Origin of the sequence: Frigoribacterium sp. 2-23 (assembly GCF_049601585.1) — a bacterium.
Classification (GTDB): domain Bacteria; phylum Actinomycetota; class Actinomycetes; order Actinomycetales; family Microbacteriaceae; genus Frigoribacterium.
In genome coordinates this window covers 661,568-681,469 of record NZ_CP187126.1, presented here as the reverse complement: position 1 = coordinate 681,469, position 19,902 = coordinate 661,568, and the positions used below count along the sequence as shown (strand labels likewise).

At 70.1% G+C, this 19,902-nt stretch carries 19 protein-coding genes and 1 tRNA gene; 9 read left to right on the top strand and 11 right to left on the bottom strand.

The window, feature by feature from the left end:
• Positions 1–18 precede the first annotated feature (18 nt).
• Together hxlA and hxlB are read right to left on the bottom strand one after the other, a co-directional pair.
• Complete coding sequence (gene hxlA, locus ACPEEZ_RS03295) at positions 19–642, bottom strand: 3-hexulose-6-phosphate synthase (RefSeq protein ID WP_423922715.1); 624 nt, start codon at positions 640–642, stop codon at positions 19–21.
• A gap of 50 nt (positions 643–692) precedes the next feature.
• Positions 693–1,274, bottom strand: a complete 582-nt coding sequence (hxlB, locus tag ACPEEZ_RS03290) for a 6-phospho-3-hexuloisomerase (protein WP_423922712.1) — start codon at positions 1,272–1,274, stop codon at positions 693–695.
• Positions 1,275–1,386: 112 nt separating this feature from the next.
• Between hxlB and ACPEEZ_RS03285 the strand changes: the two genes are divergently transcribed.
• Positions 1,387–2,235, top strand: coding sequence for a helix-turn-helix transcriptional regulator (locus ACPEEZ_RS03285; protein WP_423922709.1), 849 nt, complete (start codon positions 1,387–1,389; stop codon positions 2,233–2,235).
• Positions 2,236–2,390: 155 nt separating this feature from the next.
• Here the strand turns inward: ACPEEZ_RS03285 and ACPEEZ_RS03280 are convergent, their stop codons facing one another.
• Both ACPEEZ_RS03280 and ACPEEZ_RS03275 read right to left on the bottom strand, forming a co-directional pair.
• Entirely contained in the window at positions 2,391–2,972 is a 582-nt protein-coding gene (locus tag ACPEEZ_RS03280) for a hypothetical protein (RefSeq protein ID WP_423922706.1), read from the bottom strand.
• A gap of 61 nt (positions 2,973–3,033) precedes the next feature.
• Entirely contained in the window at positions 3,034–3,492 is a 459-nt protein-coding gene (locus ACPEEZ_RS03275; protein WP_423922703.1) for an SRPBCC family protein, read from the bottom strand.
• A 170-nt stretch (positions 3,493–3,662) separates the two neighbouring features.
• On the opposite strand from ACPEEZ_RS03275, the gene ACPEEZ_RS03270 reads away from it, so the two are divergent.
• Both ACPEEZ_RS03270 and ACPEEZ_RS03265 read left to right on the top strand, forming a co-directional pair.
• Positions 3,663–4,418 (top strand): ABC transporter ATP-binding protein, encoded by a 756-nt coding sequence (locus ACPEEZ_RS03270; RefSeq protein ID WP_423922700.1) that lies wholly within the window; start codon positions 3,663–3,665, stop codon positions 4,416–4,418.
• 5 nt (positions 4,419–4,423) lie between these two features.
• On the top strand, positions 4,424–6,307 hold the full coding sequence (locus tag ACPEEZ_RS03265) for an FtsX-like permease family protein (RefSeq protein WP_423924344.1): 1,884 nt from the start codon (positions 4,424–4,426) through the stop codon (positions 6,305–6,307).
• Positions 6,308–6,366: 59 nt separating this feature from the next.
• On the opposite strand, the gene ACPEEZ_RS03260 is transcribed toward ACPEEZ_RS03265, so the two are convergent.
• The 4 genes from ACPEEZ_RS03260 to ACPEEZ_RS03245 all read right to left on the bottom strand — a co-directional run bounded on the left by ACPEEZ_RS03260 (position 6,367) and on the right by ACPEEZ_RS03245 (position 9,181).
• A tRNA-Arg gene (locus ACPEEZ_RS03260) sits at positions 6,367–6,438 on the bottom strand.
• A gap of 50 nt (positions 6,439–6,488) precedes the next feature.
• Positions 6,489–6,983, bottom strand: coding sequence for an HNH endonuclease (locus tag ACPEEZ_RS03255; RefSeq protein WP_423922698.1), 495 nt, complete (start codon positions 6,981–6,983; stop codon positions 6,489–6,491).
• A gap of 339 nt (positions 6,984–7,322) precedes the next feature.
• Complete coding sequence (locus ACPEEZ_RS03250) at positions 7,323–8,192, bottom strand: C40 family peptidase (RefSeq protein ID WP_423922695.1); 870 nt, start codon at positions 8,190–8,192, stop codon at positions 7,323–7,325.
• Positions 8,193–8,488: 296 nt separating this feature from the next.
• Positions 8,489–9,181: a metal-dependent transcriptional regulator gene (locus tag ACPEEZ_RS03245; RefSeq protein WP_423922692.1), complete on the bottom strand. Its 693-nt coding sequence runs from the start codon at positions 9,179–9,181 to the stop codon at positions 8,489–8,491.
• 86 nt (positions 9,182–9,267) lie between these two features.
• Between ACPEEZ_RS03245 and serC the strand changes: the two genes are divergently transcribed.
• A complete protein-coding gene (gene serC / locus ACPEEZ_RS03240) occupies positions 9,268–10,386 on the top strand; it encodes a phosphoserine transaminase (RefSeq protein ID WP_423922689.1) in 1,119 nt (372 codons plus the stop codon).
• Positions 10,387–10,466: 80 nt separating this feature from the next.
• On the opposite strand, the gene ACPEEZ_RS03235 is transcribed toward serC, so the two are convergent.
• Both ACPEEZ_RS03235 and ACPEEZ_RS03230 read right to left on the bottom strand, forming a co-directional pair.
• Positions 10,467–11,030 carry a DUF3027 domain-containing protein gene (locus ACPEEZ_RS03235; RefSeq protein WP_423922686.1) on the bottom strand — a complete coding sequence of 188 codons (564 nt, stop codon included), beginning with the start codon at positions 11,028–11,030 and terminating at the stop codon, positions 10,467–10,469.
• The gene (locus tag ACPEEZ_RS03230; RefSeq protein WP_423922683.1) at positions 11,023–11,400 is read right to left on the bottom strand and encodes a cold-shock protein; all 378 of its coding nucleotides are present in this window, start codon (positions 11,398–11,400) and stop codon (positions 11,023–11,025) included. The genes ACPEEZ_RS03235 and ACPEEZ_RS03230 overlap by 8 nt, the downstream gene beginning before the upstream one ends.
• A 78-nt stretch (positions 11,401–11,478) precedes the next feature.
• On the opposite strand from ACPEEZ_RS03230, the gene ACPEEZ_RS03225 reads away from it, so the two are divergent.
• The 5 genes from ACPEEZ_RS03225 to ACPEEZ_RS03205 all read left to right on the top strand — a co-directional run bounded on the left by ACPEEZ_RS03225 (position 11,479) and on the right by ACPEEZ_RS03205 (position 17,900).
• Positions 11,479–11,757 (top strand): multidrug ABC transporter ATPase, encoded by a 279-nt coding sequence (locus tag ACPEEZ_RS03225; protein ID WP_423922681.1) that lies wholly within the window; start codon positions 11,479–11,481, stop codon positions 11,755–11,757.
• Positions 11,758–11,796: 39 nt separating this feature from the next.
• A complete protein-coding gene (locus tag ACPEEZ_RS03220) occupies positions 11,797–13,638 on the top strand; it encodes a helicase-associated domain-containing protein (RefSeq protein ID WP_423922678.1) in 1,842 nt (613 codons plus the stop codon).
• A 47-nt stretch (positions 13,639–13,685) separates the two neighbouring features.
• A complete protein-coding gene (locus ACPEEZ_RS03215; RefSeq protein WP_423922676.1) occupies positions 13,686–15,320 on the top strand; it encodes a DNA repair helicase XPB in 1,635 nt (544 codons plus the stop codon).
• 99 nt (positions 15,321–15,419) lie between these two features.
• Complete coding sequence (locus tag ACPEEZ_RS03210; RefSeq protein WP_056056979.1) at positions 15,420–16,112, top strand: response regulator transcription factor; 693 nt, start codon at positions 15,420–15,422, stop codon at positions 16,110–16,112.
• A gap of 72 nt (positions 16,113–16,184) precedes the next feature.
• Positions 16,185–17,900: a sensor histidine kinase gene (locus ACPEEZ_RS03205; protein WP_423922672.1), complete on the top strand. Its 1,716-nt coding sequence runs from the start codon at positions 16,185–16,187 to the stop codon at positions 17,898–17,900.
• 193 nt (positions 17,901–18,093) lie between these two features.
• Here ACPEEZ_RS03205 and groL read toward each other — a convergent pair whose 3' ends face one another.
• Positions 18,094–19,713, bottom strand: coding sequence for a chaperonin GroEL (gene groL, locus ACPEEZ_RS03200; protein WP_423922670.1), 1,620 nt, complete (start codon positions 19,711–19,713; stop codon positions 18,094–18,096).
• Positions 19,714–19,902: the final 189 nt, after the last annotated feature.

Below are 19,902 nucleotides of genomic sequence, written 5' to 3'. Positions count from 1 at the left end.
CCGGGCCGGGCGGCCGGGCTACTTGATCGCCGCGCGGATCTCCGCAGCGGCGGCGGCCACGTCGTCGGCACCGTAGATCGCGGCACCCGCGACGGCGACGTCGGCGCCGGCGTCCTGCACCGACCCGACGGTCGACGCCGTGACGCCGCCCGCGACGGAGAACGCCACGCCGCTGGCCGTGCCGGCCTCGAGCAGCGTCTCGAACGTGAAGCCGTCCTCGGCCTGCTCGTCGAGCCCGGCGTGCATCTCGACGAACTCGGCGCCGAGGGTGGTGACCTCCTGGGCGCGGGCGGCCTTGTCGTGCACGCCGATCAGGTCGACGACGATGCCCTTGCCGTGCGCCTTGGCGGCCTTGACGGCACCCGCGATCGTGCTGTCGCCGGCGACGCCGAGCACGGTGACGAGGTCGGCTCCGGCCTTGAATGCCTCTCCGGCCTCGAGCTCGCCCGCGTCCATCGTCTTGAGGTCGGCGAACACGATCTTGTCGGGGTGCGCCGCCTTGATCGCCGTGATGGCCCGGAAGCCCTCGGCCTTGATCAGCGGCGTGCCGAGCTCGATGATGTCGACGCTCGGGGCCGCGGCGGCGGCCAGCTCGAGGGCGGCGTCGATGGTCAGGGTGTCCATGGCGAACTGCAGCTTCATGTGGTGCTCCTTCTGGGGTGGGGTGTCGTTCGGTCGAGGGGCGCGGCGCGCTACTCGAGGTTGGAGTGGCGGGGCCACAGGTCGTCGGCGCTCTGCCCCGAGCGCTTCCACAGCGCGTGGAAGAGGGCATCGCCGAGCAGCACGACCGCCTGCTCGAACAGACCGCCCGCGTACTGCGCCGAGGCGCCGCCCGAGCGGTCGAGCTTCTCGGCGGCCGGCACGACGACGACGGCGTCGGCGAGCTCCGCCAGGGGCGACGAGGAGGCGGTGGTCACGGCGGCGACGCGGGCGCCGGCCTCGACCGCGGCCTCCGCCGCACGGACGATGCCGGTCGTCGTCCCCGACCCGCTGGCCGTCAGCAGCACATCGCCCGGGCCGATGGCCGGGGTGGTCGCATCGCCGACGACGTGCACGGTGAGGCCGAGGTGCATGAGGCGCATCGCGGTCATCTGCAGGGCGAGGCCGCTGCGGCCGGCGCCGTGCACGAAGACGCGGTCGGCGTCGGCGAGCAGGTCGGCGGCCTCCGCGAGGGCAGCACCGTCCGACGCGAGCGCGTCCACGGCCGCCGACAACTCGTCGCGGACGAGGCGCAGCGCGTCGAGGGGGGCGGTCGAGTCGGGGTCGGGTGTCATGACCTCCACTCTCGCCGCCGCGGGGGCGAACCGGGGCCACCGCATGGCAGGGCCTCGGCCACCCGTTCGGGTAGGGGTGCCGAATGGTCGGGTAGGCGCCTAGGGTGGGGCCGTGACCCTTTCAGAGACCCCGCCCGATCCGGTCGCCCCGGACTCCGTCGCACGCGGGCTCGTCTCCGATCACGCCCGCGACATGGCCGAGGTGCTCGACCGTCAGGCCGTGGTGCTGGAATCGGTGCTGGCGGCCCTGCGATCGCGACGTCTCGACGACCGCGCCGCGCGGGTCGAGGCGACCGACATCGCGGCATCGGCGCTGGTCAGCCTGCGCACCGGTTCGGACCGTCGTCAGGACGAATTGCTCGAGCCCGTGGTCAGCGCGTTCGCGCGCCTCCAGTCCGACCTGCGTCCGCTCGTGCGCTTCGGCGACCTCGACGTGCAGTTCGTCCAGCCACCGTCGACGGGTCGCGCACTGCCCGGCGACGTCGCCCACGCGGCGCGGGCCATCGTGCGGAACGCCGTGCTCACGCTCGTCGACGCCGGCGATGCGCAGCGGGTTCGCATCCAGTGGGACTGCGACGGCCTCAACCTGCTGATCGGCATCCGTGACGACGGCGCCGGCGAGCTGACCGTGCACGACGACGTGCTGCGCCCGATCGCCGAGCAGGTGACGAGTCTCGACGGCGACCTGGCCGTCTCGTCGACGACCGGTTGGGGGTCGGAGCTCTCGGTGCGCCTCCCCCTCGACCCGCCGGCCGCGGCCGAACCCTGGGATCTGATCGAGTCCCTCAGCGCCCGCGAGCGCGAGGTGCTCCGCCGTGTCGCCACCGGAGACCGCAACCACGACATCGCCCGCACCCTCGGCATCAGCGACAACACCGTCAAGTTCCACGTCTCGAACCTGCTGCGCAAGCTCGGGGCCCGCAGCCGCACCGAGCTGGCGACTCTCGCGTCCGCACCCTGACCCGGTGACGTGCGCCGCGCCTCCTGCGCGCCGTCGGGTCGTGTCGCGTTCGCGACGTCGTGTCGCGCACATTCCCCACAGGATGCCTCGGAGACGACACGACATCCGAGGAGGCACGGGTCGACTCGCGCCCCGCCCGCCGCCGGTCCCGCCCGCTACGAGAGGTAGCTGACGAGCGCCCACCGGCCCCCGAAGTCGGTGCGGAGCGCTCGGAGCAGCTCGGGCACGAGCTCCTCCGCGTCGCTCAGGACGATCGCGAGCGGGCTCACCACGATGGACGCGGTGACGTCCTGATCGCCCATGAGCGCGGTCGATCCGCACGCCCGGCAGGTGATCGACGGTTCCGGCCCCTCGAGCCAGGCGTTGAAGGCGTCCCAGAAGTCCCCGTCGTCGAATGCGGTGCCGCAGGATCGGCATTCGGACGGCCCCGTGTGGCCGCCGTAGTACCAGAGTTGGTCGTCGGGGTCGGCCGGCGTGTCGACGTAGATGATGTTCGACTCGGCGGGGTACCCGGCGACGTTGCGGCCGGTGGGCTCGCCGGTGAAACCCGGGCCGATGAGGTCGGCGGGGCGTGGCCCCGGCCGTGAGCCATGGTTGGGCGGGAACGCCTCGACCGCGGCCGGGTCGGACACGGCGAAGCGCCGCGCGTGCAGCCAGCGTCGCAGCTCCTCGGCCCGCGCCTCGGCGTCCTCCGGGGCCACGCTGAGCGCGACGATCTGTTCCCGGTCGAATGTCATGCGTCGTTCCTCCCCGCTGTCAGCGTAGACGGCGCGGCCGCACGGGCGGCGCTGAGGGGGGCTATCGCTCGAGCAACGCCTTGAGCGAGTCCAGGCCGCGGTCGAGATCGGGGCCGAGCATCTTCTCGTACGGGGACACGGCGCCCATCACGCGCGACAGCGCCGTCTTGGGGAACGACATCTGCCACGTGACGTGGGTGCCCGTCGCGGTGGGTGTCAGCGTGAACGTGGACAGGCTCGTCGACCGGAACGGCTTCAGGAACCTCACGTCGACCTCGACGACGTCGACCGTCGCCGTCGTGATCGTCATGGTGCCGGCCCCCGCCTTGCGGTTGCCCTGCCAGGCGTCGTTGCTGCCCACGCCGGAGGCCGGGCCCGAGTAGGTGCGCTGCACGTCCGGGTCGAGGCGCTCGAAGGGTGACCAGTCGACCCAGTGGTGGAAGTCGTCGAGCGCGGGGAGGACGAGCGAAGGAGGCGCGGCGATGTCCCGCTCTCGCACCAGACGAACCATGTCGGTCATGCGGCACATCCTGGCACTGCACCGGCTCCCGACGCGAGGGTCTCGCGCCCCGGTCCCCCTCCAAAGGATGCATCGCACAGGTGCGCACCTTCGGCCGATGTGACCCCGGTGGCCCCGCTCCTAGCGTGATCGGTGACCGTCCCACCCGTCTCGTCCAGAGGATCATCCACATGTCCCCCTCCCCCACGACCGCCCTCCGCACGGGGACGTCCGTGCGTCTCCACGGCGTCACCAAGACCCATCCGAACGGGCCGTCGCTGGTCCGTGCCCTCGATGGCGTCACCCTCGATCTCGCCGCGGGGTCGTTCACCGCCGTGATGGGGCCGTCCGGCTCCGGCAAGTCGACGCTGCTCAACTGCGCGGCCGGCCTCGACACACCGACCTCGGGACGCATCGCCATCGGCGACACCGAGCTCGTCGGCCTGTCACCCGATCAGCTGACGCGGTTCCGTCGCGATCGGATCGGCTTCATCTTCCAGTCCTACAACCTCGTCGACCACCTGACGGTGACCGAGAACGTCCGGCTGCCGCTGCTGCTCGGCGGCGCCCGGCCCGACCCCGCATGGGAGCGCTACCTGCTCGAGGCCGTCGGTCTGACCGGCATGGAGCGGCGTCTGCCCCGCGAGCTCTCGGGTGGCCAGGCCCAGCGCGCCGCCATCGCCCGAGCGCTGATCGCCCGCCCCGCGGTGGTCTTCGCCGACGAGCCGACCGGGGCGCTCGACTCGCGCACCGGGGCCCAGGTGCTGTCCGTGCTGCGGACGACCGCCCAGGAGCTCGGCCAGACCGTCGTACTCGTCACCCACGACGCGGCGGTGGCCGCGGCCGCGGACGAGGTGGTGTTCCTCCAGGACGGTCGGCTGGCCGGTCGTGTCCGAGGAGCGTCCGTCGACGAGATCGCGCTCCGCATCAGCGAACTGGCTCGGTGACCGGGATGCTCGCCATCGCACTCTCCGCGGTCCGCGCGTACCGCGCCTCCTTGCTCGGCAGTCTCGTCGTGACGGTCCTGGCCACGGCGCTGCTCACGGCCACCTACGCCTGGACCGGTGCCGGCATCGGCCTCTCGACCGGTGCCGCCGGTGCTGCCGGCTCGCCCGGTGACAGCACCCTGCTCGCGGTGGCGAGCTCGTTCGCCGGCACGACCGTGCTCGTCGTGATCGTCATCGTCGCGTCCGTGTTCGGGCAGGCGCTGCGGCAGCGCGCGGGCGAGTTCGCCCTGCTGCGCGTCGTCGGTGCCACGCCCACGCAGGTGCATCGGATGATCACCGCCGAGATCGTGCTCGTGACCGTGGTCGCGGCCCCGATCGGGATCGTCGCGGGGTTACTGATCGCACCGCAAATCGCCGGGTTCCTGGCGACGGCCGGCGTGCTGCCCGCCGAATACTCCCTCGCCGTGTCGCCGTTCGCACCGATCGGGGCCGTGTTGACGCTGCTCCCGACCGTGCTCGTGGCGGCCCGCCTCGTGGGGCGCGGTATCACCCGCCCCAGTGTCATCGAGTCGACCCGCTCGGCGGCCGTCGAGTCGTCGTCGCCGGGTATCGCGCGGATCGTCATCGCGGCCGTGCTCGCCGTCGGCGGGGTCGCAGCCGCACTCACCCCGCTGGTGGCGGGCGGCTCGGCCGGCACCACGGCCGCCGCGAGCTCGGCCCTGATGCTCATCGTCGCGGCGGCTCTCGCCGGTCCTCTGCTCGTCGGGGCCGCCTCTCGGCGTCTCGTGTCGGTCGTCGGTGATCGCGGCGGTGCGGCCCTCGGCCTTGCGACCCGCAACACCCGCGGCTTCTCGAAGCGGCTGACCGGTGCCGTCGTCCCGATGGCGCTGCTCGTCGCGTTGGGGCTCGCGCAGGTCGGCAGCGGCACGACCGTGTCGGAGGCGGCAGGACGGCAGCTGACATCGGCGACACACGCCGACCTGGTCGCGTCGCTCCCGCGGGCCGCCGCGGACAGCGCGGTGACCGAGACATCGGCCCTGCCCGGTGTGACGGCCGTGAGTACGACCTCGGTCGTCACGGCCAGCATCCGGACCGACGCGGACGATCCAACGGGCATCGCCGTCCTCGACGACCTGTCGTGGGAGACGACCGCACTCCGTGTCATCCCGGACCACAGCCTCCTCGTCCCCCACGTCGTCGACGGGTCGCTCTCGGCGCTGTCGGGGCGTGACGTCGTGGCGGTCAGCGACGACGTAGCCCTTCGGCCAAGGCTCGGGGGCACGGTCGACATCAGGCAGGCCGACGGCACGGTGACCTCGGCGACGATCGGCGCGATCTACGACAACGGCCTGGGACTCGGCGACTACCTGGTCGGGCCCGACTTCGCGGGCGCGACGCCGGCGACGACCGTGGAGGTGCTGGTCGCGGTCGATCCGGACGGTCAGGAGGCGGTCCGCCGGCATCTGACACAGCTCGGTGCCGAGGTGGTCACCGCCGACGAGTCGGTCCGTGCCGCCTCCGGTGGTTCGGGTCAGGAGCTGTCGCTCTGGGCCCTGGCCGTCCTGCTCGGATTCGTGGCCCTCGCCGGTGCGAACACCCTGGTGATGCTGACGGCCGGCCGCGCGAAGGAGTTCGCGCTGCTGCGTCGGACCGGTGCGACCCGTCGGCAGGTCGTCGGCATGGTGGCCATCGAGAGCGGCTTCGTGGCCGGGGCCGCGATCGTGATCGGGCTGCTCAGCGTGCTGCCGTCGCTGGCCGGGATGAGCTGGGCGATGCTCGGCACCCTCTCGCTCGCCGGAGCCGTCCCCGCGTTCGGGCTGCTCGCCGCCGTCGTCGTCGTGCTCGCGGCGACGACGATGATCCCGGCGGTCGTGCGCGCGACGCGGTAGGGGCGGGTATGTCGCTCAGGACCGCCACTCGAGGCGAATGCGGAGATGAGGATGATCGGTGCCCCTGGAGGGACTCGAACCCCCAACCCTTTCCTTAGGACGGAACTGCTCTTCCATTGAGCTACAGAGGCTGACCCGTCGAGTGTATCGAAGGGTGCCCGGGCGCGAGACCGAGCAGCGCCTACGCCGCCGCCAAGAACTCGTCCCACTCGGCCTGCGGCCGTTCCACCCCGCGCACGACCCAACCGACCCCGTGCGGTGCCTTCGGCTGGAACCGCAGCGACCAGCCCATCTCGTGCGGCGTCTTGTCGCTCTTGACGTTGTTGCAGCGCAGGCAGCACGCGACGAGGTTCTCCCACGAGTCGGCACCGCCGCGCGATCGCGGCAGCACGTGGTCGATCGTCGAGGCCGACTTGCCGCAGTAGGCGCAGTGGTGCGCGTCGCGCCGCAGCACGCCACGGCGCGAGACGGGGATCTCGCGGCTGTGCGGAATCCGCACGTAGCGCGTGAGCACGATCACCGACGGCCGGTCGTAGGAGAACGTCGCACCCATCACGGGGTGTTCGGCATCGGCCGAGACGACGGTCGCCTTCTGCGTCATGACGAGCACGAGGGCCCGCCTGAACGACACGACGGCCAGCGGCTCGAAGCCGGCGTTGAGGACAAGAGTGCGCATTGCTTCCCTTTCGAAAGACCCTGGACGGCTTCCAGGGATTCGACCTGCTCTCAGAGCACGGCGGGACGACGGGAGTGCACCAACGAAAAAAGCACCGTCACGATGGACGGTGCTCAGTCGTTGGCGGCGTGCAGGCGCACACTGCCGGTGGTGCTCGAGCGTATGAAGTCGTGCAGGAGCGCGTCCATGGTGCGGACGGCTCCCATTCGACTCATTCGACCCTCCCAGGGTCTCGCAGTGCTTCGAGGTCCCCAGGTTAACCCAGAACCGGCGAGCCGCCTAGAGGCAGCCCGCCGGTTCACACAGCGTTAATCGTTAATAGGGAGGCGCGGCGCGCGTTCAGACTCCGAAGCGCACGTAGTGCACGGCGCTCGTCCAGAGCGGGCGCACGCTCACGACGCCACCGGGCTTCGGCGCGTCGAGGATCATGCCGTTGCCGGCGTAGATGCCGTCGTGCGAGCCGTCGTTCAGCACGACGACGTCGCCGGGCACGGCCTCGGCGGCCGAGATCGGCGTGCCGAGACGCGACTGCGCACCGACCGAGTGCGGCAGCGAGATGCCGAACTGCGCGTAGACGTACATGACGAAGCCGGAGCAGTCGAAGCCGGCCGGGGTCGCTCCGCCGTAGACATACGGGGTGCCGAGGTATTTGAGGCCGGTCTGGTAGACGGCGTCGAGGCTGAAGGCCGGCTTCGCCGTCGAGCTCGACGAGTTGACGGTCTCGACGACCTGCTGTGCCGTCGGCCCCTTGTAGCTGGAGTAGGTCGAGGCGAGCGCGGCACGCTGTGCCTCGCGCTGCGAGGCGAGGGCCACGGCCTGCGCGGCGGAGGCGAGCTCGGCCTCGGACGTGGCCGTGTAGCCGTCGCGGCTGGCGTCGGCGGCGACGACCGTGTCGGCGACGTCGACGGTCTGGCCGTCGGCGCTGCGCGAGTGGCTCAGCGCGGCGGAGGCCGACGAGCCGCCGTCGGCACCCGGAGCGGTCTGGGCGAAGGCGGGCAGGGCCATCGTGCCGAAGAGACCGGCCGTCAGGGTCATCACACCGACGGTGACGAAGCCGCGCTTCTTAGATCGAGCGGCGACGGGGGCCTTGGCAGCGGCCTCGGCACGACGCAGCGACGAGCGGGTCGGCAGAGCCGACGAGTCGGGAGAAACCGAGGAGGCTGAACGAGCGGCGCGCGTGTTGTCGGGTGTGGAACCGTTAGGCGTCAAGAGGGTGGGTCTCCTGCGTCTCGACAGCCCTAGGCGACTGCCCCATCCGTTCGTTAAGATCAACGACTCACGGCAAGAGACGGGATAGGCGAGACGTCTTGCCACGGGTTCCCAAGCCGGATTCCTGGCTCGGGGACCCTGCGACTGTACCCGAGGAGGACCTCGATGTCATCCTTGAGGCGGATATTTGTAACGAATCTGTAAAGATCCCCGACGCAAGCCGCACGAGCCCCGGAGGCGCGGTGTGCGTCCCCCTTCTGGCGGACGCCGCGAGACCCGCGTTCAGTGCCGGCGGATCACGCCTCGAGGTAGATGTGCACGGCCACTTCGGTCGGCAGCTCGAGGCCCTCCTCGAAGCCCTCGACCTGGACGAACACGTATGAGTCGGCGGCCGTCACCGTGGCGACGTTGCCCGGGGTGACGCCGGCGTTCTGCAACTGCTGCAACAGCTCGGGCTCGAACTGGACGGGCTCGGCCAGACGACGGACGGGCGACGTCACACCGCCGGGGTTCGCGGCCACGGCGTCGACCAGGTTGATCACGCCGTCCAAGAACCGCCCCGCAGGCGAATCGCCGAGCTCGTCGAGACCGGGGATGGGGTTGCCGTAGGGCGACTCGGTCGGGTGGTCGAGCATCTCGAGCAGGCGACGTTCGACCTGCTCGCTCATCACGTGCTCCCAGCGACAGGCCTCGTCGTGGACATAGGCCCACTCGAGGCCGATGACGTCGGCGAGCAGACGCTCGGCGAGACGGTGCTTGCGCATGACGTGCGTGGCCTTGCTCCGGCCGTCGTGCGTGAGCTCGAGATGCCGGTCGCCCGAGACGACGACGAGACCGTCGCGCTCCATGCGGGCGATCGTCTGCGACACGGTCGGACCGGAGTGGCCGAGGCGCTCGGAGATGCGCGCCCGCAGGGGCACGATGTTCTCCTCCTCGAGGTCGAGGATCGTGCGCAGGTACATCTCTGTGGTGTCGACGAGATCGGTCAACTGGGGCCTCCCGGTGGAACGCGCGGACTGTCCCCAACCCTACCGGCTGCGCGAGGGGGCACCGTGCCGCTCACTAGGATCGATCCATGGCGGACATCTCGATTCCCACTGACCTCCTGCCCACCGACGGTCGATTCGGCTGCGGCCCGTCGAAGATCCGCGGCGAGCAGCTCGAGCACCTCGCGACCGCGGGTGCGCGCATCCTCGGCACCTCCCACCGACAGGCGCCCGTCAAAGACCTGGTCGGCCGTGTGCGCGCCGATCTCGGGCAGCTCTTCTCCCTCCCCGACGGCTACGAGGTCGTGCTCGGCAACGGCGGCTCGACCGCGTTCTGGGACGCCGCCGCGTTCGGCCTGATCGAGAAGCGCGCCGAGAACCTGTCGTTCGGCGAGTTCGGCTCGAAGTTCGCGAAGGCCTCGTCGGCCCCGTGGCTCGAGAAGCCGCACGTCCTGACCGCCGACGGAGGGTCGCGCTCCTCCGTCGAGGTCGTCGAGGGCGTCGACGTCTACGCCTGGCCGCACAACGAGACCTCCACCGGCGTGATGGCCCCGGTCACCCGCGTGCACGGCGATGCCGGTGCGCTCACGGTCGTCGACGCGACCAGCGCGGCCGGCGGTGTCGACTTCGACGCCGCCCAGGCCGACGTCTACTACTTCGCCCCGCAGAAGAACTTCGCGTCCGACGGCGGGCTGTGGTTCGCGCTCTTCTCCCCCGCCGCGATCGAGCGGGTCGAGCGCATCGCGGCGAGCGGGCGCTACATCCCCGAGTTCCTGAGCCTCAAGAACGCCGTCGACAACTCGCGGCTGAACCAGACGCTGAACACCCCTGCGCTGACCACGCTCCTCCTGCTCGAGGACCAGACGCGCTGGATGCTCGACAACGGCGGCCTCGCCTGGGCCGACGCCCGCACCCGCGAGTCGTCGTCCGCCCTCTACGACTGGGCCACCGCCTCCGAGTACGCGACGCCGTTCGTCGTCGACCCGGAGCACCGCTCGCAGGTCGTCGCGACCATCGACTTCGCCGAGTCGATCGACGCCGCCGCGATCGCCCGGGTGCTCCGCGCCAACGGCGTCGTCGACACCGAGCCCTACCGCAAGCTCGGTCGCAACCAGCTTCGCGTCGCGACGTTCACCGCGATCGAGCCCGACGACGTCCGCCAGCTCATCCGCTCCATCGACTACGTCGTCGGCGAGCTCGGCGCGTAACCGCGAACGAGAGAAGCCCCTGCCGACCAGGCAGGGGCTTCTCTCATTCGGCGATCAGAGCCGAGGAGGCGCGGGTCGGGTCAGCGACGCCGCCGCAGCGGGTCCTCGTCCTCGCCGTCCCACTCGTCGTGGCCGCTGTCGTCGTCATCGTCATCGTCATCGTCATCGTCGTCGTCCGAGTCGTCCAACGCGTCCACGTCGACGCCGTCGAGTTCGTCGTCGTCCTCGTCGTCGAGGTCGTCTTCGTCGTCATCCGACTCGTCGTCGTCGTCCGACTCGTCATCGTCGTCCGAGTCGTCGTCATCGTCCGACTCGTCGTCGTCCTCGTCGTCCGAGTCGTCGCCCTCGTGCGCCTCCGCGGCCTGCAGGTCGGCGAGACGATCGGCCCACGGCACCCAGTCGGGCGCCACGAGCGAGCTCTCGCCCGGCAGCAACTCGGCCTCGAGCACGGTGGGCTCCTCGCCCTCGACCTGCGCGACGCTGACCGTCCACAGCCAGCCGGGATACCCGGGCAGCAGGGTGGCGAAGCGGACCGAGGTGATTCCCTGACCCTCGTCGACGGTGTCGAACTCGTCGCCGATCGTCTCGGCGGGCGTGATCTCGGTGAGGGCTCGGCGCGCGAGCTCGGCGAACGGGCTAGGCATCGAGCTGATCGGCCACGTTGCGCAGCAGCAGGGCGATCTTGTGACCGTTCTGCGGGTAGCGGCCGTGACGGAAGTCGCCGCCGGCCTTGTCGAGCACCTTGACCAGGTCCTCGATGATGACCGCCATGTCGTCGGCCGAACGACGGTTCATCTTGGCGAGGCTCGGTGCGGCCTCGAGCACGCGGACCGACAGGGCCTGCGCGCCACGCTTGCCGTCGGCGATGCCGAACTCGAGCCGGGTGCCCGGCTTCACTCCCGTGCTGCCCGCAGGCAGGGCCGACGCGTGGAGGAAGACTTCTTGACCGTCATCGCTGCTGATGAAGCCGAAGCCTTTCTCGTCGTCGTAGAACTTGACCTTGCCGGTGGGCATGACTGTACCTTTCGGGGGTTGTGGGGCGACCTCAGCTTAGATCGCCGGGTCGGAGGCGCGCACGGCTATCCTGAGCACGTGGCCAAGAACAACGAGAAGATCGAACCCGCAGGGCTCCATCGTACTGAACGCGTCCTGGTCTTCATGATCGCCGCCATCGTGATCCTGTCGATCGCGGCGTTCGCGGCCACGTTAATAGGCACCGCCTCCGGCATCACGAACTTCGGCACGGGCATCTGGCCCGCTGTCGTCGTCCTCCCGCTGATCGGACTCCCGCTCGCGGTGGTCATGATCATCGTGTTCGTCGTGATGAGCGCCATCCGGCGGAGCCGCGAGACCCGGGGCACCACACGGTAGACGCAGGCCTGGGCTGCGCGACAAACGGAGGTCCCTCCCATGGCTAGTGCTCTCGATCTCGCGGGCGTGCTGCGCGCCGGCCGACCGGACGACCTCGTGAGGCGACTGTCCCATCGGGTCCTGCGCACCGCCTCCGTCCGCGACGCCTTCGACCTCGCCGACGCCCTGCTCGAGGCGTCGTCCGTGCGCGATGCCGTCTCGCGCCTCCCCCGCACCTCGTTGCTGGTCCTGCAGGCCGCCCGCGTCCCCGGCACACCGACCGAGCTGCTCTCCCGTGTCGACAGCGCCGTCGAGCTCGGCCCGGCCGACATCGCAGCCGCCGTCGACCAGCTCGTCGACCTCTATCTCGTCGTCCGCGTCGACGACGTCGTGTCGACCCTCGACGCCGTCGCCGACCGTCTCGACGAGAACGACGATCTCGACGTCGGCCGCCTGTCGTCCGAGCACCCGCCCGTCGTCCTGCAGACCGTCGCCGACATCGACCGCGACGCCGTGGACAACCGCTCGGCCGAACGCCTGTACGCCGTCGTCATCGAGGTCGGAGAGCTGCTGCGCGCCCTCGAGCAGTCGCCCGCCCGCGAGCTCGCGAAGGGCGGCCTGGCCCTGCCCGAGGCTCGACGGTTGGCGGAGGCGGCCCGCGTCGACGTCGCCGACATCGCCGACCTGCTGCGCATCGCGGTCCGCGCCGGACTCGCGGCCCCGAGCCCCGACGGCTGGACCACGACGCAGCTCGCCGCCCCGTGGCTGACCTCCTCGTGGCCCGACCGCTGGGAGTCGCTCGCGGGCTCCTGGCTGGCCTCGCTGCCGAGCGAGATCCTGGCCGTGCTGCACGAACGCGTCGACACGTCCTGGGGCGAGCCGCTCCGCGAGTTCGCGGCCTGGATGTACCCGGCGGGCGACTCGTGGATCGACGAGCGCATCGACCAGTTCGCGCACTCGGCCGAGATCCTCGGCCTGACGAGCGACGAGTCCCCCACCTCGGCCGCGGTCGCCCTGCTCCGCGAGGGCTCGGTCGCCGCCCGCTCCGTCGTGGCCGACCTCCTGCCCGACGCCATCGACAGCGTCTACCTGCAGCACGATCTGACGGTCGTGGCACCCGGCCCGCTCGCGCCGGCGATCGACGCGCGGCTCCGCACCATCGCCACCGTCGAGAGCGCGGGTCTCGCCGCCAGCTACCGAATCACCGAGGCCGGCATCCAGCACGCCCTGACCGAGGGCGAGACGAGCGAGACCCTGCGCGAGTTCCTGTCCGGGATCTCGTCCACGGGCATCCCCCAGCCGCTCGACTACCTCATCCAGCAGTCGGCCGATCGGCACGGTCGCTATCGCGTGCACGCGGTCGAGTCGCCGTCCGACGGCTTCGCGACGCGGGTGACCGCCGTGGCGGCACCGTCGCTCGAGACGTTGCAGGTCGACCAGGCGTTGAGCCCGCTGTCGTTGCGACGGCTCGACGAGCTCACCGTCGGCACCCGGGTCGACGCCGAGGCGGTGTTCTGGGCCCTGCACGACGAGCGCTACCCCGTGATCGTCGTCGACGCCGACGGCGAGCACATGACGCCGCCGACCCGTCGACGCCCGCGCCGACCCGCGCCGGTGCCGCATCGCGACCCGGTGCGCGAACTGGTCGACCGCCTCCACGTGGGCGAAGGCGACTCGGCCGAGTCGACCGATCGCGCCTGGATCGCCCGGCAGCTCGACGCCGCCGTGAAGGGGCGACTCACGGTGACCGTCACCATCTCGATGCCCGACGGCAGCACGTCGCACCTCGTGATGGAGCCGACCGGTATCGGCGGTGGGCGCATCCGAGGTCGCGACAAGAAGTCCGACGTCGAGCGCACCCTGCCGCTGTCGAGCATCGTCGCCGTGGCCAGCGGAGCCTGATACCCCGCCGGGCCGGCGTGCAGGGGGCGCGCCTAGACTCGACCCTCATGACCGGCCCCCTGATCGTCCAGAGCGATCGCACCGTCCTGCTCGAGGTCGCGCACCCGCAGGCCGAAGACGCGCGCCACGATCTCGCCGTCTTCGCCGAGCTCGAGCGGGCCCCCGAGCACGTCCACACGTACCGCATCACGCGACTCGGCCTCTGGAACGCCCGCGCCGCCGGCCACACCGCCGACGACATGCTGGCGACCCTGTCGACGTACTCGAAGTTCCCGGTGCCGCAGAGCGTCAGCGTCGACATCGCCGAGACCGTGGCCCGCTACGGGCGCATCGTGATCGAGCGCGACGGCGACCAGCTCATCCTCCGGGGCACCGACAGCTCGGTGCTACGCGAGGTGACACGGGTCAAGAAGATCGGCGAGCTGCTCGGCGTGAAGCGCTCCGACGACGTGTGGGAGCTGCTGCCGTGGGCTCGCGGCGAGGTCAAGCAGCAACTCGTCAAACTCGGCTGGCCCGCCGAGGACCACGCCGGCTACACCCCCGGCACCCCGCACGAGATCACCCTCGACGAGACCGACTGGTCGTTGCGCGACTACCAGCAGAAGGCGGTCGACAACTTCTTCGACGGCGGCTCGGGTGTCGTCGTCCTCCCCTGCGGCGCCGGCAAGACGCTGGTCGGCGCGGGGGCGATGGCGCGCGCGGGCACGACCACGCTCATCCTCGTGACGAACACGGTCTCGGCCCGGCAGTGGCGCGACGAGCTGCTCAAGCGCACGTCGCTCACCGAGGACGAGATCGGGGAGTACTCCGGCTCGGTGAAGGAGATCAAGCCTGTCACGATCGCGACGTACCAGATCCTCACCGCCCGCCGTGGCGGTGTCTACACGCACCTGTCCCTGCTCGACGCGCTCGACTGGGGGCTCGTCGTCTACGACGAGGTGCATCTGCTGCCCGCGCCCGTCTTCAAGCTGACCGCCGAGCTGCAGGCGCGCCGCCGCCTCGGTCTCACCGCGACGCTCGTGCGCGAGGACGGCCGCGAGGGCGACGTCTTCAGCCTGATCGGCCCGAAGCGGTTCGATGCGCCGTGGAAGGAGATCGAGGCCCAGGGCTACATCTCGCCGGCCTCCTGCTACGAGGTGCGCGTCGACCTCCCCCAGGAGGCACGGCTCGAGTACGCGGCCTCGCCCGACGAGGAGCGCTACCGACTCGCCGCGACCGCGCCCATCAAGCTCGACGTCGTCAAGCACCTGGTCGCCCGTCACGAGGGCGAGCAGATCCTCGTGATCGGGCAGTACCTCGACCAGCTCGACGAGCTGGCCGCCGTGCTCGACGCGCCGACGCTCACCGGCTCCACCGCGATCGACGAGCGGCAGCGGCTGTACCAGGCGTTCCGCGACGGCGAGGTGAAGGTTCTCGTCGTCTCGAAGGTGGCCAACTTCTCGGTCGACCTGCCCGAGGCGACCGTGGCCATCCAGGTGAGCGGATCGTACGGCAGCCGCCAAGAAGAGGCACAACGACTCGGACGCCTCCTCCGGCCGAAGAAGTCGGGGCTGCCCGCGTCGTTCTACACGCTGGTCAGTCGCGACACGGTCGATCAGGACTTCGCGCAGAACCGCCAGCGGTTCCTCGCCGAGCAGGGTTACAGCTACACGATCCTCGACTCGCCCGCGCTGGCGGCGTAGCCGCCGACCCGGTCGCCTCGCTGCGTACTCTGCAAGCGATCGGAAGACGTGCCTCCGGCTCACAGGCAACACCGAGGAGGCGCGCAGATACTTGAGTACATGAGTGACGGCCCCAAGATCCTGATCGTCGATGACGAGCCCAACATCCGCGACCTGCTGACCACGAGCCTCCGATTCGCCGGTTTCGCCGTGCGTGCCGTCGGCAACGGCGCCCAGGCCATCTCGGCCGTGCTCGAAGAAGAGCCCGACCTGATCATCCTCGACGTGATGCTGCCCGACATGAACGGCTTCGGCGTGACCAAGCGCCTCCGCTCGTCGGGGTACACGTCGCCGATCCTCTTCCTCACCGCGAAGGACGACACCGAGGACAAGATCACGGGCCTCACCGTCGGCGGCGACGACTACGTCACGAAGCCGTTCAGCCTCGACGAGATCGTGGCCCGCATCAAGGCCATCCTCCGTCGCACCATGAACGAGGACGAGGACGCGATCATCCGCGCCGGCGAGCTCACCATGGACCAGGACACGCACGAGGTCACGATCGGCGACACCGCCATCGAGCTCAGCCCCACCGAGTTCAAGTTGCTGCGCTACCTCATGCTCAACCCGAACCGCGTGCTGTCGAAGGCGCAGATCCTCGACCACGTCTGGGAGTACGACTTCAACGGCGACGCCGGCATCGTCGAGAGCTACATCTCGTACCTGCGTCGCAAGCTCGACCAGTTCTCGGCCGAGCCGATCATCCAGACCAAGCGTGGCTTCGGCTACATGCTGAAGGCCGCCAAGGCCTGATCCGGCCGAGCAGCCCGGGCGGCGGTACGAGCTCCGCCGTCCGTCCAGACTGGTCCGCTAGCGTTCCTCTTCATGCACTCACGCCTGTCCCAGTGGTGGAACGAGATCTCGATCCGCACCAAGATCACGGGCATCACCGTGACCCTGGTGACGCTGGGGCTGCTCGTCGCCGGCCTCGGCACCATGACGGTGTTGAGCACCTATCTCTACGGCCAGGTCGACACCGACCTCCGCAACGCAGCCGTCAGCATCTCCGAAGTGAAGCAGAACGACAACCTCTGCACGGTCACGTTCGGCAAGGTCTCGACGAGCTACGTCGCCATCCTCGACGGCGACGGTGACAAGATCTGCGACAACGGCGACGAGCTCACCGCCGGTGTGGCACCCAACCTCAGTGACTTCACCGGCGTCGGGGCCGAGGCCAGCACTCTGACCTTCAACGCCACCAACACGGCTCGCAACCAGGAGTGGCGGCTCTTCGCCTACAAGTCGCAGTTCGTGGACAAGAGCACCGGCGACACGTTCCCCGCCACCATCGTGACGGGCTCCAACCTCGCGACGACCAACGCCACCATCGGCCGCTTCAGCGGCATCTTCCTGGGCTTCGGTCTCTCGGTCGTCGTGCTCGGCGCCGCCCTGACGCGTCTGCTCGTCACGTCGACGTTCGCTCCCCTCCGCGATGTCGAAGAGACGGCTGCCCGCTTCGCCGACGGCGACTTCAGTCAGCGGCTCGACTCGACGACGCCCAACACCGAGGTCGGGCGCCTCAACAAGTCCCTCAACACGATGCTGAGTCGCATCGACACGGCCTTCGACGACCGCGCCAAGACGATCGATCAGATGCGCCGCTTCGTCGGCGATGCCAGCCACGAGTTGCGCACTCCCCTCGTCTCGCTTCGCGGCTACGCCGAGCTGTACCGGATGGGCGCACTGACGAAGGACGAGGACGTCGCCCAGGCGATGGACCGCATCGAGAAGGAGGCGATCCGCATGGGCATCCTCGTGCAGGACCTCCTGGCGCTCGCCCGCCTCGACGAGTCGAAGCCGCTCGAGCTCGGGCCGGTCGACCTCGTCTCGCTCGCGCGGGACGCCGCCCTCGACACCATGGCATCGAATCCCGACCGCGAGATCCGCGTCATCGTGCGCGAGCCCGTCCCGCTGCCCGAACTCGAGGACGAGATCGCCGCCGTCGACGAGATCGAGGCGACGGACGGCACGGGTGCCGTGCCGCCCGGAGCGACGGGGCCGATCTCGTTCGCGGGGGCGACGTTCGCGCGCCTCCGGGGCTTGCGCGCCCGGACGCGTCCCGGCGAGGGCGCGCTGCTCTCACCGAGCGACGAGACGGCACGCGGCGCGGGCGCACCGGCGATCGTCCTCGGCGAGGAGAACAAGATCCGCCAGGTCATCACGAACCTGATGGGTAATGCCATGCGGTTCACCGAGCACGACAGCCCGATCGAGCTTGCCGTGCAGTCGAACCCCGGGGCCGGGGTCGCGACGATCGACGTGATCGACCACGGCGAGGGCATCCCGCCGCAGATCCGGGAGAAGATCTTCCAGCGGTTCTGGCGTGCCGACTCGTCTCGCACGCGCGACACCGGCGGCAGCGGACTCGGGCTCGCGATCGTGTCCGGCATCGTCGCAGCGCATGGCGGGTCGGTCGACGTGTTCGACACCGTCGGCGGGGGCGCCACGTTCAGTGTGAGTCTGCCCCTCATGCCGGCCGAGGCCGTCGCCGGTTCGGCCGCGACACCGGCACCTGCTCCCGCCGCGCCCACGCTGTCGTAGCCGACACCGCGCCTCCGGCGGTTCCTGCTCGGCACGGCACACCGTGTCGCGTTCGCGACGTCGTGTCGCCCCTGTGCGCCACACGACGTCGCGAACAGGACACGACGCGGCTGGCGGCAGCAGCGGCACCACCCGCAGAAACGCCACAGGGCGGCTCCCCCGAGGGGGAACCGCCCTGTGCGCGCGTCAGGACTTAGAAGTCCATGCCACCCGTGGGGTCGCCGGCCGGGGCCGGGTTCTTCTCGGGCTTGTCGGCGACGACGGCCTCGGTCGTGAGGAACAGACCGGCGATCGACGCTGCGTTCTGCAGAGCCGAACGCGTGACCTTGGCGGGGTCGATGATGCCGGCGGCCAGCATGTCGACGTACTCGCCGGTGGCGGCGTTGAGGCCCCAACCGATGTCGAGTCCGCGGACCTTGTCGGCCACGACGCCGGGCTCCATGCCCGCGTTGAAGGCGATCTGCTTCAGCGGAGCGTCGATCGCGACACGCACGATGTTCGCGCCGGTCGCCTCGTCGCCCTCGAGGTGCAGGTTCGCCAGAGCGGTCTTGCCGGCCTGGATGAGGGCGACGCCACCACCGGCGACGATGCCCTCTTCGACGGCTGCCTTCGCGTTGCGGACTGCATCTTCGATGCGGTGCTTGCGCTCTTTCAGCTCGACCTCGGTCGCGGCACCCGCCTTGATGACGGCGACGCCACCGGCAAGCTTCGCGAGGCGCTCCTGGAGCTTCTCGCGGTCGTAGTCGCTGTCGGTCGCCTCGATCTCGCTGCGGATCTGACGGACGCGGCCGGCGATCTGCTCCTCGTCGCCCGCACCCTCGACGATGGTCGTCTCGTCCTTGGTGATGATGACCTTGCGTGCGCGACCCAGCAGGTCGAGCGTGGCGTTCTCCAGCTTGAGGCCGACCTCTTCGGCGATGACCTGACCACCGGTGAGGATGGCGATGTCCTGCAGCTGGGCCTTGCGGCGGTCGCCGAAGCCGGGAGCCTTGACGGCGACCGACTTGAAGATGCCGCGGATCTTGTTGACGACCAGCGTGGCCAGGGCCTCGCCGTCGACGTCCTCGGCGATGATCAGCAGCTGCTTGCCCGACTGGATGACCTTGTCGACGATCGGCAGCAGGTCCTTGATGTTCGAGATCTTCGAGTTGACGATGAGCACGTAGGCGTCTTCGAAGACGGCCTCCTGGCGCTCGGGGTCGGTGACGAAGTACTGCGACAGGTAGCCCTTGTCGAAGCGCATGCCCTCGGTGAGCTCGAGCTCGGTGCCGAACGTGTTCGACTCCTCGACGGTGACGACACCCTCTTTACCGACCTTGTCGATGGCCTCGGCGATGAGCGCGCCGATGGTGGGGTCGGCAGCCGAGATCGAGGCGGTCGCCGCGATCTGCTCCTTGGTCTCGATGTCCTTCGCGTCGGCCAGCAGCTGGTCGGAGACGGCCTGGGCGGCCTTCTCGATGCCGCGCTTCAGCGAGATGGGGTCGGCACCGGCGGCGACGTTGCGGAGGCCTTCGCGGACGAGGGCCTGAGCCAGCACGGTCGCGGTGGTCGTACCGTCACCGGCGACGTCGTCGGTCTTCTTCGCGACCTCTTTGACGAGCTCCGCACCGATCTTCTCGAACGGGTCGTCGAGCTCGATCTCCTTGGCGATGGACACGCCGTCGTTCGTGATGGTGGGAGCGCCCCACTTCTTCTCGAGCACGACATTGCGACCACGCGGGCCGAGCGTGACCTTCACCGCGTCGGCCAGGATGTTCAGGCCACGCTCGAGGCCACGACGGGCCTCTTCGTCAAAAGCAATGATCTTAGCCATGTGTGTTTTTCGTCCCTCCCGGACGTCGTGGGGTCGGTGGACCCCGGCAGAAGCTTTGGCACTCGCCACATGGGAGTGCCAGTGACGATTCTGGCACTCTGCCTGGGCGAGTGCAAGTGAACTCGGGGCGCCGACGACGCAGAACGGCGCCGCCCGTCATCCGAGCGGCGCCGTTCTGGCGATGACCGG

Coding starts and splice junctions, on each gene's coding strand:
- hxlA (WP_423922715.1), bottom strand. CDS start 642: ATGAAGCTGCAGTTCGCCATGGACACCCTGACCATCGACGCCGCCCTC.
- hxlB (WP_423922712.1), bottom strand. CDS start 1,274: ATGACACCCGACCCCGACTCGACCGCCCCCCTCGACGCGCTGCGCCTC.
- ACPEEZ_RS03280 (WP_423922706.1), bottom strand. CDS start 2,972: ATGACATTCGACCGGGAACAGATCGTCGCGCTCAGCGTGGCCCCGGAG.
- ACPEEZ_RS03275 (WP_423922703.1), bottom strand. CDS start 3,492: ATGACCGACATGGTTCGTCTGGTGCGAGAGCGGGACATCGCCGCGCCT.
- ACPEEZ_RS03270 (WP_423922700.1), top strand. CDS start 3,663: ATGTCCCCCTCCCCCACGACCGCCCTCCGCACGGGGACGTCCGTGCGT.
- ACPEEZ_RS03265 (WP_423924344.1), top strand. CDS start 4,424: ATGCTCGCCATCGCACTCTCCGCGGTCCGCGCGTACCGCGCCTCCTTG.
- ACPEEZ_RS03255 (WP_423922698.1), bottom strand. CDS start 6,983: ATGCGCACTCTTGTCCTCAACGCCGGCTTCGAGCCGCTGGCCGTCGTG.
- serC (WP_423922689.1), top strand. CDS start 9,268: ATGGCGGACATCTCGATTCCCACTGACCTCCTGCCCACCGACGGTCGA.
- ACPEEZ_RS03235 (WP_423922686.1), bottom strand. CDS start 11,030: ATGCCTAGCCCGTTCGCCGAGCTCGCGCGCCGAGCCCTCACCGAGATC.
- ACPEEZ_RS03230 (WP_423922683.1), bottom strand. CDS start 11,400: ATGCCCACCGGCAAGGTCAAGTTCTACGACGACGAGAAAGGCTTCGGC.
- ACPEEZ_RS03220 (WP_423922678.1), top strand. CDS start 11,797: ATGGCTAGTGCTCTCGATCTCGCGGGCGTGCTGCGCGCCGGCCGACCG.
- ACPEEZ_RS03215 (WP_423922676.1), top strand. CDS start 13,686: ATGACCGGCCCCCTGATCGTCCAGAGCGATCGCACCGTCCTGCTCGAG.
- ACPEEZ_RS03210 (WP_056056979.1), top strand. CDS start 15,420: ATGAGTGACGGCCCCAAGATCCTGATCGTCGATGACGAGCCCAACATC.
- ACPEEZ_RS03205 (WP_423922672.1), top strand. CDS start 16,185: ATGCACTCACGCCTGTCCCAGTGGTGGAACGAGATCTCGATCCGCACC.
- groL (WP_423922670.1), bottom strand. CDS start 19,713: ATGGCTAAGATCATTGCTTTTGACGAAGAGGCCCGTCGTGGCCTCGAG.